This window comes from Fictibacillus enclensis, from assembly GCF_001457035.1.
Taxonomy (GTDB): domain Bacteria; phylum Bacillota; class Bacilli; order Bacillales; family Fictibacillaceae; genus Fictibacillus_C; species Fictibacillus_C enclensis.
Genome location: NZ_KQ758617.1, coordinates 1,284,988 through 1,297,964, shown reverse-complemented (window position 1 = coordinate 1,297,964; position 12,977 = coordinate 1,284,988). Strand labels below are relative to the sequence as shown.

Sequence of the window (12,977 nt, the reverse complement as noted above, 5' to 3'; positions counted from 1 at the left end):
TCTAGCCCACCTCTTCTGAAAGTTTGTCTTTTTGTTGAAGAGCATACATTTTATAATAAAGCCCTTTCATTTGAATCAATTGCTGGTGAGTTCCCCGTTCCACAATTTCTCCTTTGTGAAGGACAAGAATCTGGTCGGCATCCTGAATGGTTGACAGCCGGTGGGCAATGGCGATGGTGGTTCTTCCTGCCCTCATCTTTTGCAGGGCATGCTGAATCGCATCTTCTGTTTGCGTATCGATATTCGCGGTGGCTTCATCCAGAATAAGGATCTTAGGCTCAAAAGCCATCGTACGGGCAAATGTAATGAGCTGGCGCTGACCAGTAGAGAAGGTCGACCCCCTCTCGCCGATTTCCTGATCATAACCTTCTGGCAATTTTTCGATAAATTCGGAAGCCTGTACGAAAGCCGCTGCCTCCTTCACCCGCTCCCTTGTAATGTTCGTATTGAATAAGGAGATGTTATGAGAGATAGTACCGGCAAAAAGAAATGAGTCTTGCAGTACCAGTCCCATTTTGCTTCTTAATTCATGATTATCGTAAAATGACAGCGGAACCGAATCGATTGTAATCTCTCCCTGCCCCAGTTCATAAAACCTCATCAACAAATTGGTGATCGAGCTTTTGCCGCTGCCGGTATGCCCGACAAGTGCCACCGTTTCACCGGGGCGGGCATGAAACGAAATATTTTTTAGAACAGGGTGCTTGCCATCATAGGAGAACGTAACATTTTTAAACTCAATGGCCCCCTCCGTAATGACAGGATGACGGCCGCCCTCTGCCCCTGGAGCTTTATCATTTTCGTCCAGCAGTTCAAACATCCTGCCTCCGGCAATAATGGCCTGCTGAAACATCGACAGCCTCATCATGAGCATGTTGACGGGTTCAAAAAAGCGGTCCATATAATTGACGAACGCATAAATGACGCCAATTTCAACCGGGCTCGAAAATGATTTGATACCAAAAAATGAAAGAACAATCATGATGGCGAGAACATACACAAGATCCACCGCGGGCCTAAGCAATAGGCCATTGTATTTAATATTTTTCATCCATGCTTCATTATGTTCCCGGTTCACATCCGCAAACTCTTTTTTGAGCCGCTTCTGCTGGTTAAAGACTTGGACAATGCTCATTCCCTGCAGCGACTCATTAAGCTTGGCATTCAGTTCACTGAGTTTTTCGCGCATATGCAAAAACGATTGGGAGCTGAATTTTCGGTACAAGACCATGATGAAAGCAATCACCGGCAACAGCACCAGGCAGAATAATCCCAATTTTACATTCAAGTAAAACATCGCGATAAATATGCCTGCTAAATATACGATATTCTGGACAAACGCGGAAAGAACACTCACATAAAAATCCTTGATCGCTTCTGTGTCGTTCGTTATTTTTGAAACAAGACTCCCTACAGGTGTACGGTCAAAAAAACGAAGCCCCAGGCCATGCACCTTCGTAAACACATCGATTCTCATGCTCTGAATGATGTTCATGGCGGCCGTTTGAAACAAAACAAGCTGTATGTAATTCAGAATACATGACAATACAATAATACTGATGTATCCCAACGCCAGAAGGAGTATGATGGTATGATCAAAATTTCGCGGTGTCAGGTGATCATCAATAAATACTTTAATAAGTATCGGACCGAGAAGATCGGTTCCCGTCGCGATTATCAACAGTACAAAAGCTAAAATGAGCCTTTTCTGATCGCGTTTTAAATAAGAGAGAAGCCGGTTGAACACAGCCCGCTGCTTGATTTCTTCCGTATTTGTCCGATCCATGTTCATCCTCCTTTTGCGATCAATGATTCCAATGCCTGGCTTTCGTACGTATCCCTGTACCATCCAGGAATTGCAATCAGTTCTTCATGTATTCCTTTTTGGATTATCCTGCCTTCATCCAGCACAATGATCAGATCGGCATGATCCACACTAGACAGTCTGTGAGCGGTAATGATCGTCGTTTTATCTTTCCGCTTGCCTTTCAGGTTTTTCAGAATGTTTTCTTCTGTCCTGGCATCAACGGCCGACAGGGAATCATCAAGAATAAGCAGCTCGGGATCGGTTAGCAGGGCACGCGCGATGGAAATCCGCTGTTTCTGCCCGCCGGAGAGAGTCACGCCTCGCTCGCCCACGACCGTTTCAAACTCGTCTTTAAATTGAACGATATCCTCGTAAACGGCCGCATCCTTTGATGCCTGTTTGATTTCTTGAAAGGAAGCATGATATTTTCCAAAGGCAATATTCTCAGCAACAGTTGCAGAAAAGAGAAAATGGTCCTGCGGCACATACCCGATGGCTTCTCTTACCGCATGAAGACGATAATCGTTTATATCATGTCCGGCCAGTATGATCTGATGATCTCCCACTTGAAACTCTTTGAGCAATAGCCGGCAGAGGGTCGTTTTTCCGCTGCCTGTCTTGCCGACAATCCCCATGGTTTTCCCTGCCGCCAGTTCAAAGTAAATGTCCTTTAGAGCCGCTGGACCATTTTCATCATATGAAAAAGATGTCAGCTTCATCTCGATCGATCCGGCAGGCGGCTCCTGTAATCCATCCTCTTTTTCAGAGATCACGTCATTAACTTTTAATAGATCTGTCACGCGGTCATAGGAAGCTCTTCCTCTTTCAACAATATTAAACAACCAGCCAAATGCCAGCATTGGCCAGATCAGGAGACCAAGGTAGCTTGTAAAAGAGACAAGCTGTCCGATCGTGAGCTCTCCGTTTATAACAAGGGAAGAGCCATAGGAAACCGCAAGAAAAAAAGAAACGCCGACAACGAGAGATATCGTCGGATCAAACAAAGCATCCACCTTGGCCACGGAAATGTTTTTTTGGACTACATCCTTCGATAATGCTTTGAAGGCATCCACGTCCTGCTCTTCCTGTCCAAACGCTTTGATGACCCGTGCTCCCGAAATGCTTTCCTGCACTTTATCGTTCATCTCAGAGAAAGCTTCCTGCGCTTTATGGAAGCGCTCGTGCAGCATGCTACCATACCGGCTGGTTGACCAGGCCATGACCGGAAGCGGGAGCAGACTGATGAGCGTCAACTTCCAGCTGATGGTAGCAGCCATCGTAATCAGCGTAAAACCACCCATCATCGAGGAATCAACGAGCGTCAGCACCCCGTCCCCTGCTGTTTGCTGAATCGCCTGGAGATCATTGGTGGAGTGGGCCATCAAATCTCCTACTCTCTTTTTTTGATAAAAGCGGGGGGACATGTTCGTAAAATGGGTATAAAGCCGGTTCCTCAGCAGCAAAGCCAGTTGAATGGAGGCTCCGTAAATCAGAACTCTCCAGAAAAAACGCAATAAGTATACAATAACCGCGACCAACGCCAGAATCAGCATGTAACTCCCCAGCTGTTTTCCGGTCAACGAATTACTTTTTATACGATCAACCGTATAGCCAATGATTTTTGGCGGAACCAGAAGGCACAGCGACACAAGCGCAAGCAAAGCAATTCCGGTCAGGTACCTTCTTTTTTCCTGTTTAAAGTACCACATCAAATCCATAAACACATTCAAGCCCAACATCCCCTTCCCCCAAAAACACCCTCTTTATTTTACCAAATAATGAAAATTTTAAAAATCATTTCTGCAATAAAAAAAGCCACCCTACAGTCCACATGGACCATAAGGCGGCTTATTACGAGATCTAAGAAGAACAAATCCGGTATCAAGGATAAAGATGAACTTAACCAGTGACGTAAGAAATGATCAACTCTCTATCGTCGTTGAAGATAAATCAGCTTGTCACTGATTTATTACTTCATTTGTTTGTTCATTGCCTGCATCATTTGGTTAATTTTCTTTTGGGACGGTTTCTGGCCCATTTGCATCATCATGACCCGAAGCATGTTTTCATTAATTGGCGGATTTTTTTGCAGATAACTCATCATGTATTTGCGGGCAATGAAAAAGCCGATAGCTACGCCTGCAAGAAGCGCTAGAATACCCACAAGGATATAATAAAACATAGTAAAACTTCCTCCTTCATGTTGTCTAGCACTAGTTTACTATAAAGTGATAAACATATACAAGATGGACACTAAAATATTTATGAGCCGTACCCTGTCCTCGGTTTCAACGGATTCAGCCACCCATAACGGTAATATTTAAAATCCATGGCAAAAAAACAGCGCTCGTATTTGCGCATCGTTTCAAAAATGATCGTTTCCGCCTCAAAACCACCCACACTCTGAAGAATGAGGTAGCGTTCTGAGAAGCTGAGCCGGGCAGAACTATTGTCACTTTCCAGTAAAAAGGAATGAATTTCTGTGTGAAACCCCTTCTTCGAGAGGAGCATTTGCTTTAAAAAGGTTTGTAAAGGATCAACATGTAGCGGAGACGTAATGTACTCGATTTGCTTTTGCAGGACATCCTTCTGAGCGGTAAAGGTTTTGTATTCCTCTAAAAAGAGCTGAAAAAGCTTTGACTCTTTTCCAAAGTATCGTTCAGCAACTTCATCTTTTAGCTTATAAATGAAATACTCTCTCAAGCCCCCGCCACCTACTCTCGCTTTTTTCCCCAGTATAAAGCATGTCCTAAAAAAAAGTTGTCTGATGTTGAAGATTGAAATCACTACTTTTGTCGAACGCAAAAAAGACCCGGAGGATTTCCTCCGGGCCATTTTTTATTATTTCAACAATGCTTTAACTTTGTTAGAAACATTTTCAACAGTGAAGCCGTACTCTTCGATGATTTTGTTTCCTGGTGCAGAAGCGCCAAACTTATCAATCGCTAATACGTCGCCTTCAAGTCCAACATATTTATGAAGGCCTTGAGAAGCAGCCATTTCAATGCCAAGGCGTGCACGTACAGAAGAAGGGAATACACTTTCTTTGTATTCAGCAGATTGCTGTTCAAATCGGTCCCAAGAAGGCATGGAAACGACAGAAACGTTGATTCCTTCTTCTTTCAGTGATTTTTGAGCTTCAACTGCAAGGCTTACCTCAGATCCGGAAGCAAGAAGAATCGCTTGTGGAGTTCCTTCCGCTTCTGAAATGATATAAGCACCTTTTTTAACGTTCTCATATGCATTCTCTTTTGTTCCAGGCAAAATCGGAAGAGCTTGCCTTGTAAGCACAAGAGCCGTTGGTGTATCTGTGCTTTCAAGAGCCAATTTCCATGCTGCCACAGATTCATATGCATCTGCAGGACGGATTACAGATAATCCAGGCATCGCACGAAGTGACGCAAGCTGTTCAACCGGTTCATGAGTAGGTCCGTCTTCCCCAACAGCCACACTGTCATGCGTGAATACGAAGGTTACAGGAAGACCCATAATGGACGCAAGGCGAATGGCCGGACGCAAGTAATCGGAGAATACGAAGAATGTTGCACCAAAAACTTTTAATCCGCCATGGAGCGCCATACCGTTGACCGCAGCACCCATTGCGAATTCACGAACACCAAACCAGATGTTGCGTCCGCTGTAATCTTCGCGGCTGAAATTGGTTTCACCTTTTAGCATGGTGTTGTTGGATCCCGCAAGGTCAGCAGAACCACCAAACAGCCAAGGAATGTTTTGAGCAAAAGCATTTAATGCATTCCCTGAGGAAGCACGTGTGGCGATCGCTTTATCAAACTCAGGAAGGTTTGCATCAAAGTTTTCTGGAAGCTTGTTGTCAATTGCCAACTTTAATTGAGCAGCTGCTTCGCTGTGCTCTTTTTCATAGCGGGCAAACAAGTCATTCCATTCTGCTTCTTTCTTTTGGTTTTCTTCTTTTACTGAAGCAAAATGATCTCTCACTTCGTCCGGAACGTAAAAGTCTTCTTCAAATACCCAGTCATACGCTGCTTTCGTCAGTTTAACTTCATCTGATCCAAGCGGTGCACCGTGGGAAGCTGATTTACCGGATTTGTTTGGAGATCCAAAACCAATAACGGTTTTAACTTCAATAAGTGTTGGATGTTTTGTATCTTTTTTCGCTTCAGCGATCGCATTTTCGATCTCTTTAAGATCAGTGCCGTCTTCGACACGAATCACTTGCCAGCCATAGGCTTTAAAACGATCCTGCACGCTTTCAGAGAAAGAAAGGTGCAAATCACCATCAAGTGAAATATCGTTGGAATCATACATAACAACCAGTTTACCAAGACCAAGGTGGCCTGCAAGTGAAGCTGCTTCAGCTGATACACCTTCCATTAGGTCTCCATCACCACAGATAGAGTAAGTATGGTGGTCAACCACTTCAAAGCCATCTTTGTTGTAAGTCGCAGCGAGGTGGCGTTCAGCCATTGCCATACCAACAGCCATCGCAATACCTTGTCCGAGTGGTCCGGTTGTGGCATCAACCCCAGCAGTGTGACGGTATTCCGGATGTCCAGGGGTCTTGCTTCCCCACTGACGGAATTCTTTAAGGTCATCCATGGAAAGATCATAGCCGGATAAGTAAAGCAGGCTGTATAAAAGCATGGAACCGTGTCCTGCAGACAGTACAAAACGGTCACGGTTGAACCATTGCGGGTTCTCAGGATTGTGGTTCATGAACTTTGTCCAAAGGCTGTAAGCCATAGGTGCGGCACCCATAGGCATTCCCGGGTGACCTGATTTGGCTTTTTCGATGCTATCTATAGCCAAAGTTCGAATTGTGTTAATTGATAATTGATCAATTGAAGCAGTAGACATTAATTTCATCATCCCTTCATCTACATATGAACATATGTAAAAGATTTGTCGATTCAATCATAAACATTTTGGCCTGTTTATACAAGCACAATGCCCTTCATTAGTTTCCCTTAAAGTATTCCCTTCATACAAATAAAAAAGCCCGCATTATAACTTTTGTTATAATACAGGCCGTATCACTTACGCCAGTGCGGGAAGGTCACAGTAAAAGATGTCTTCGGTTTCATCATAATCCAGCTTCATTTCCTCAAGAATCCATTCATCGTCCGGTCTAAAAAAAAACGTCAGTCCGCTCACTTCATGGATTTGATCACCATCACCAGGCATTGCGGGAATTACGCCTACAGAGTATCCGCCATCGCTAGTGCTTCCTGCATACCTTGCGAAAAGCCGAATGGCTTCACCTTCGTTCAAATCAATTTCACGATACAATTTTACAACAGAATCCGTTATTGAAAAAGTCACTTTGTTCTCCCCTTCCAAAGTTGTTATAGTACAGTATATAGGAAATTCAGAATTTTGCAACAAGAAAAAAAGCCTGATTTCATTTGAAATCAGGCTTCCTTTTAATGCTTTATATTTTTTTGGCTTTTTTTGCTTTCTTTCAGCTTCTCCGGTGTCACATCATTGCCTTCAGGGTCAATGATGGTCAATGAATGCAATCTATTTTGAAAAGAAGTTCTGACATTCTTCAGATACTCTTCTCGTAATTCTTTTTGCTCTGCAGCTTCTTCAGTGGCTAAACCTTCTTGTTTCGACTTCTTTGCAAGAAAATTGAGCCGTTCCAATTTGTCTGGTGTAAGCATGAACACCTCTCCTTTTATATTCGATATGCCTATCATAAACGAATATCAGGTAGGGTTTCCAGTCACAGCACTTTCTATATACTCTTTATACCGCCGGTGAACGGTTGCTTTCGATGCTTCATATCCAAATCCCCGGAGGGTACCTGCAATCTCAGCGAACGTAAGATCCATCCTGCGAAGACGAATGATTTCTTCAATCGGCAATTCTTTGCGCTCCCTGCCGCCATTGTGGATATTCTTTAAATTTTTCTGCGGCTTGTACCCTTTTTGAACCGCTTTTTTCATTCCACGTTTAATTTTCAAATTATGGAGCTTTCTTTGGTACTCCTCTACCACCGCCACAATTTCAAGCACCATCGATTCTGCCTCGGAAAGATGATACTCTCCCTGGCTGCTGAAGGTATACACTTTAATTTCACGTTTCAGCAGTTCATGAAGCAGTACAATTTTGGCATTCCCCCTGCCCAGCCGGGTATCATCTGATACCAAAAGAACTTCAAATTCACCGCTCTGGGCCATTTCAATGATGCGCAGCAAGCCTTCCCGTTCGAGGCTGTACCCGCTTTCCCGTTCCTTGATGACAGAAACGATCGTAAAATCATGCTCTTTAGCCAATCTTGTTAATTCTTCTTCTTGCCGGGAAAGAGAAGCGGCCTGCTCCTCCTTCTCTGTGCTTACCCTGCAATAAATAATGGCGTTCAAGTAACATCACCTGTCTTTTTCTGCTTTGATTGGAATGATGAGCTTCTGGCCCGGTGTAATGGCCCCTGCCTGTATTCCGTTGTTCTTCTCCACCCAGTCTACAAATGCCCAATTGCTTTTGTGGTCCTTAGTATATTCTTCTGCAATTTTCCAGAGTGAATCTCCCTTATTAACTGTAATCTCCATATATTCCTTCGAGCCTTCAACATGTGTCTGATGGGCAAACATAAAAAACCCTGCTGCAAAAATAGATATTAGCATAACTACCGGTGAAAATCCCTTCATTTCCTATCACCCCTGCGAATGTTTGTTCCTATTTGTTCTCATTATAATGGGAACAGCTGTTCTTTTCAAGGGTTTTTTTCGAACTTATGTTTGTATATCTTGCTTTTAAATGCTATACTTTTTTCAAGAGTATTCAGTGAATGAGGTGCAAATATAATGACAAAGTTATCCAGAAGACAGATTGATATCCTGGAATTTATTAAAGAGGAAGTTAATGCAAAGGGATACCCTCCTTCCGTTCGGGAAATCGGAGAAGCCGTCGGGCTGGCGTCCAGCTCTACCGTTCATGGCCATCTTTCTCGTCTGGAGAAAAAAGGGCTGATTCGCCGTGACCCTACCAAACCAAGGGCCATTGAAGTATTGGGGCTTGAATCCGACCAGATCATCACCAAATCACGATCCGTCAATGTGCCGATCATCGGTAAGGTTACTGCTGGATCTCCGATTACGGCCATTGAAAATGTGGATGAGTACTTCTCTCTTCCAGAGCATGTAGTAGGAGACGATAATGTTTTTATGTTAACTGTAGAAGGAGACAGTATGATTGAAGCAGGCATTTACGACCGGGACTTGGTTGTCGTAAAGCAGCAGCCTACAGCGGAAAATGGTGATATCATCGTAGCGATGACAGACGAGAATGAAGCAACCGTCAAACGGTTCTTTAAAGAGAAAGACCATATCCGTCTGCAGCCTGAAAATTCTTCGTTATCACCCATCCTTCTTCCAAACGTGACCATCCTCGGAAAAGTAATTGGTGTGTACCGCACCTTACATTAAAAATAAGCAAACAGCGGCCCGGCATAACTGCCGGGCCGCTGTTTTTAGGATTATAAATGAAAATTGGTGCCATCTGTTGTGGCTTTAATAACTCCGCTTCGAATGACAAAGTCTCCAAAGTGTTCGCCTTCAAGACGCTCTTTCGCATATTTCGGGAAAAGAACTTTTAATTCCTTTAGTATTTCTTCCTCCCCTATGTTCTCGCGGTACATTTTGCTCAAACGGCTGCCATCAAAAGCTGCACCCAAATACATATTGTATTTGCCCGGCGCCTTGCCGATAAAGCCAATTTCACCGAGTGCATGCCGTGCACATCCATTAGGGCAGCCGGTCATCCGAACGGTGATTTCCTCGTTGCGCAACCCGTTTTCATCCGCAATCTGATCAATTTTGTCCATCAGCACCGGCAGATAGCGCTCCGCTTCAGCCATAGCAAGGCCGCACGTCGGAAGTGCTACACAAGCCATAGAATTTCGGCGGATAGCAGAAACGTTCTGGCTGTTGAGCATTCCATATTGATCGAGAAGATTCGTGATCTCCTGCTTCTTTTCCTCGGACACATTTGCAATGATCAAGTTCTGGTTCGCAGTTAAACGGAACTCCCCAGTGTGAACCTTGGCAATTTCACGCAGGCCGGTCATCAGCTTGTAGTTTTCAAAGTCTGTAATACGACCACCTTCAACAAACAGCGTAAAATGCCATTGATCTTGAAGACCCTGAACCCAGCCATATCTGTCTCCATTATCCTCAAAGGAAAAGTCCCTAGCTTCGGCCAGGCTCCAACCGAGTCGGTTTTCCAATTCTTCTTTTACGGTTTCAACCCCCAGGCGGTCAACTGTATATTTAAAACGGGCGTTTTTTCGCTTGGAACGGTTTCCGTAGTCTCGTTGAATAGTAATAGTTTTTTCCGCCACCTCAAGAATCTGGTCAGGCGTGCAAAAACCAATCACTTTGGACAGCTGCGGGTAGGTTTCCTTATCTCCGTGGCTCATACCCATGCCGCCGCCAATTGCAATATTAAAACCAGTCAACTTGCCATCTTCAATAACCGCAATGAATCCGAGATCCTGTGAAAAGACATCGATATCATTTGATGGAGGAACAGCAATGCCGATTTTAAATTTACGCGGCAGGTAAAGCGGCCCGTACATCGGTTCCACTTCATCTGCATCCGGTGTGCCTGCCACCTTTTCTTCGTCCAGCCAGATTTCGTGGTACGCTCTAGTTCTTGGCAAGAGGTATTCGCTCAGTTTCTTGGACCATTCGTATACTTCTGAATGAATTTCGGATTGGTAAGGGTTTGAAATGCACATCACATTCCGGTTTACGTCTCCGCATGCGGCAATCGTATCCATAAGGGAAGCATGGATGGCCTGGATCGTACTTTTCATGTTCCACTTCAAAATGCCATGCATCTGGAAGGTCTGCCTTGTGGTCAATTTCAGTGTTCCATTTCCATACTGATTTCCCAGCCGGTCCATGGTGAGCCATTGTGATGGTGTGGCAACACCACCCGGGAGTCTCACGCGCAGCATGAATTGATAAGCAGGCTCAAGCTTTTGTTTCTGCCGCTCAGTGCGAAGATCACGGTCATCCTGAAGATAGCTGCCGTGATGCTTCATGAGACGGTTGTCATCGTCCGGGATACCTGAACTGATCCTGTCAAGCATCACTTCCTTCAGCGTACCCCTCAAATAATTACTTTCTTCTTTTATACGTTCAACATCACTCGGCTTGCCGTCAGGTGCTTTTAATTTAGGATTTGACATCTTTAAAACTCCTTTCTGTTCCCGCTTAATACACATCACGCTGATATCGTTTTTCCTGCTGCATACGGGCCACATAGTCTTCCGCTTGTTCGCGTGTCATGTTTCCTTCTTTCTCAATGATGTCGATCAATGTTTCATGTACATCATGGGCCATGTTTTTCTCATCTCCACAAATATAGAGAACCGCTCCATCTTCAAGCCACTGGAAGAATTCCTTGCTCTGTTCAAGCATGCGGTGCTGAACGTATACCTTTTCCTCAGAATCACGGGAGAAGGCCACATCCATCTTCGTCAAAACACCGCCTTTAAGCCATTTTTGCCATTCTGTCTGATAGAGAAAATCGGTGACGAAATGCTGATCGCCAAAGAACATCCAGGATTTCCACTCTGCTCCCCGCTCCTCACGCTCTTGCATAAAGGCTCTAAATGGTGCCACCCCTGTTCCGGGGCCAACCATAATGATCGGTGTTTCGCCATTTTCAGGCAACTTGAAATTCTGGTTATGCTGGATGTAAACCGGAAGCGTGTGACCAGGCTCCAGCCGCTCCGCACAAAGAATGGAGCATACACCGTTCCGGTTTCGTCCAAACGATTCATACCTTAAAGCGCCAATGGTAAGATGAACTTCATCCGGATTGGCTTCAAGGCTTGAGGCAATGGAATACAAACGGGCAGGCATCTTTCTCAGCATGCTGACAAAGTCCTGCGGTGAAGCTGCCCACGGACCAAAGTCCTGAATCAGATCCAGCAGATCGCGGCCGGAAAGGTAGTTTTTCAATTCTTCTTCATGTCCAGCCGACAACATTTCATGAAGTTTTTCATTTTCGGTAAATTGCGCTGCCTGCTGAAGAAGCGGCTTGGTGAGAACCGTAATTTCAAAATTGGTAATCAGCGCTTGTTTCAAAGGTGCTACATCGCCCTGCTTGTTTACAGTGACGATTTCTTCTGGATTCCATTTGAGCTCATCCAGAAGCATATCGACCAAAACGGCGTCGTTCTCCGGATAAATCCCCAGGCTGTCTCCCGGTTCATAGGATAAATTGGAGCCTTCAAGAGAGATTTCGAGATGCCGTGTTTCTTTATTCGATCCACGTCCATTCAAGTTGATGTTTTCAAGTACCTCAGCTTGAAATGGATTGGTTCGAGAGTATTGCGATTCCCCGGAGGTTGCAGGAACATTCGCTGATGAAACACTGCTGACCGCTTCTTCCTGTGTATCATTTAATGATTCCACCACGTTCAAAATCCACTCAGCCGCCGGCTCATCATAATCAAGGTCACAATCCACACGAGGCGTCAGGCGAGTTCCGCCAAGATCTTCGAGCACTTTATCGAACTCTTTTCCTGTCTGGCAGAAAAACTCGTAAGAGCTGTCGCCAAGAGACAATACGGAAAAATGAAGGTCTTCAAGCTGCGGAGCACGTTTGCCATGGACAAATTCATGAAAAGAAATTGCATTGTCCGGAGGATCTCCTTCTCCATGGGTACTGACGATGATTAAAAGGTTTTTAAGTTTTTTCAATTGATTGGGTTTAAAATCACTCATGGATGAAACAGTCACATCATACCCTTTTTCCTTCAAGGTTTTGCTGCTGCTTTCAGCAATACCTTGGGCATTTCCGGTTTGTGATCCGTAAAGAATGGTAATTTCTTTTGATACCGGTTGAGATACTGGTGCAGGAACCGCTTGCAAAGTTTCGCCGTTTGCTGAAGGCATCGCCTGGGATGCAGCAAGAAAGCCGGAAAGCCATACTTTTTGAGCTTCTGTCAGGTTCGGCAAAAGCTGGTTAAGCAGCTCTGCCTGCTCCTGGGTAAATGGACTGTTTGTTGCCTGAAGTTGCAATGATAACACCTCACATTTAAATTTCCCGTCATTTTATGAATTAAGGTTTCACCCTACTAAGACTAAAATTAAATCGATCTATTAAGTCGGTTTTAATCTTAAAAATAGTCAGAACCCTTAAAAAAATTTACAGTATCTACTTTACCTCAGAC

General features: G+C 44.4%; 12 protein-coding genes. 1 reads left to right on the top strand and 11 read right to left on the bottom strand.

Translation table 11 applies throughout. The features are described 5' to 3' along the window. Position 1: 1 nt before the first annotated feature. The 9 genes from AS030_RS06785 to yneA all read right to left on the bottom strand — a co-directional run bounded on the left by AS030_RS06785 (position 2) and on the right by yneA (position 8,436). Positions 2-1,786: an ABC transporter ATP-binding protein gene (locus tag AS030_RS06785; RefSeq protein ID WP_061969771.1), complete on the bottom strand. Its 1,785-nt coding sequence runs from the start codon at positions 1,784-1,786 to the stop codon at positions 2-4. Positions 1,787-1,788: 2 nt separating this feature from the next. After that, positions 1,789-3,537 carry an ABC transporter transmembrane domain-containing protein gene (locus AS030_RS06780; RefSeq protein WP_061971600.1) on the bottom strand — a complete coding sequence of 583 codons (1,749 nt, stop codon included), beginning with the start codon at positions 3,535-3,537 and terminating at the stop codon, positions 1,789-1,791. A gap of 239 nt (positions 3,538-3,776) precedes the next feature. Then, positions 3,777-3,989, bottom strand: a complete 213-nt coding sequence (locus AS030_RS06775) for a YneF family protein (RefSeq protein ID WP_061969769.1) — start codon at positions 3,987-3,989, stop codon at positions 3,777-3,779. 80 nt (positions 3,990-4,069) lie between these two features. Further along, positions 4,070-4,510 carry a sporulation inhibitor of replication protein SirA gene (sirA, locus tag AS030_RS06770; RefSeq protein WP_061969767.1) on the bottom strand — a complete coding sequence of 147 codons (441 nt, stop codon included), beginning with the start codon at positions 4,508-4,510 and terminating at the stop codon, positions 4,070-4,072. Positions 4,511-4,648: 138 nt separating this feature from the next. Further along, positions 4,649-6,643: a transketolase gene (gene tkt / locus AS030_RS06765; RefSeq protein ID WP_061969765.1), complete on the bottom strand. Its 1,995-nt coding sequence runs from the start codon at positions 6,641-6,643 to the stop codon at positions 4,649-4,651. Positions 6,644-6,823: 180 nt separating this feature from the next. Next, positions 6,824-7,108, bottom strand: a complete 285-nt coding sequence (locus AS030_RS06760) for an iron-sulfur cluster biosynthesis family protein (RefSeq protein WP_061969762.1) — start codon at positions 7,106-7,108, stop codon at positions 6,824-6,826. Positions 7,109-7,209: 101 nt separating this feature from the next. After that, complete coding sequence (locus AS030_RS06755) at positions 7,210-7,449, bottom strand: DUF896 domain-containing protein (protein ID WP_061969760.1); 240 nt, start codon at positions 7,447-7,449, stop codon at positions 7,210-7,212. A gap of 45 nt (positions 7,450-7,494) precedes the next feature. Further along, complete coding sequence (locus AS030_RS06750) at positions 7,495-8,151, bottom strand: YneB family resolvase-like protein (RefSeq protein WP_061969758.1); 657 nt, start codon at positions 8,149-8,151, stop codon at positions 7,495-7,497. 6 nt (positions 8,152-8,157) lie between these two features. After that, entirely contained in the window at positions 8,158-8,436 is a 279-nt protein-coding gene (gene yneA / locus AS030_RS06745; protein ID WP_061969756.1) for a cell division suppressor protein YneA, read from the bottom strand. A 156-nt stretch (positions 8,437-8,592) separates the two neighbouring features. Here yneA and lexA point away from each other — a divergent pair, with 156 nt between their 5' ends. Then, positions 8,593-9,213: a transcriptional repressor LexA gene (lexA, locus tag AS030_RS06740; protein ID WP_061969754.1), complete on the top strand. Its 621-nt coding sequence runs from the start codon at positions 8,593-8,595 to the stop codon at positions 9,211-9,213. A 50-nt stretch (positions 9,214-9,263) separates the two neighbouring features. Here lexA and cysI read toward each other — a convergent pair whose 3' ends face one another. Next, a complete protein-coding gene (cysI, locus tag AS030_RS06735) occupies positions 9,264-10,982 on the bottom strand; it encodes an assimilatory sulfite reductase (NADPH) hemoprotein subunit (RefSeq protein WP_061969752.1) in 1,719 nt (572 codons plus the stop codon). 25 nt (positions 10,983-11,007) lie between these two features. Continuing rightward, on the bottom strand, positions 11,008-12,825 hold the full coding sequence (locus tag AS030_RS06730; protein WP_061969750.1) for an assimilatory sulfite reductase (NADPH) flavoprotein subunit: 1,818 nt from the start codon (positions 12,823-12,825) through the stop codon (positions 11,008-11,010). Positions 12,826-12,977 lie beyond the last annotated feature (152 nt).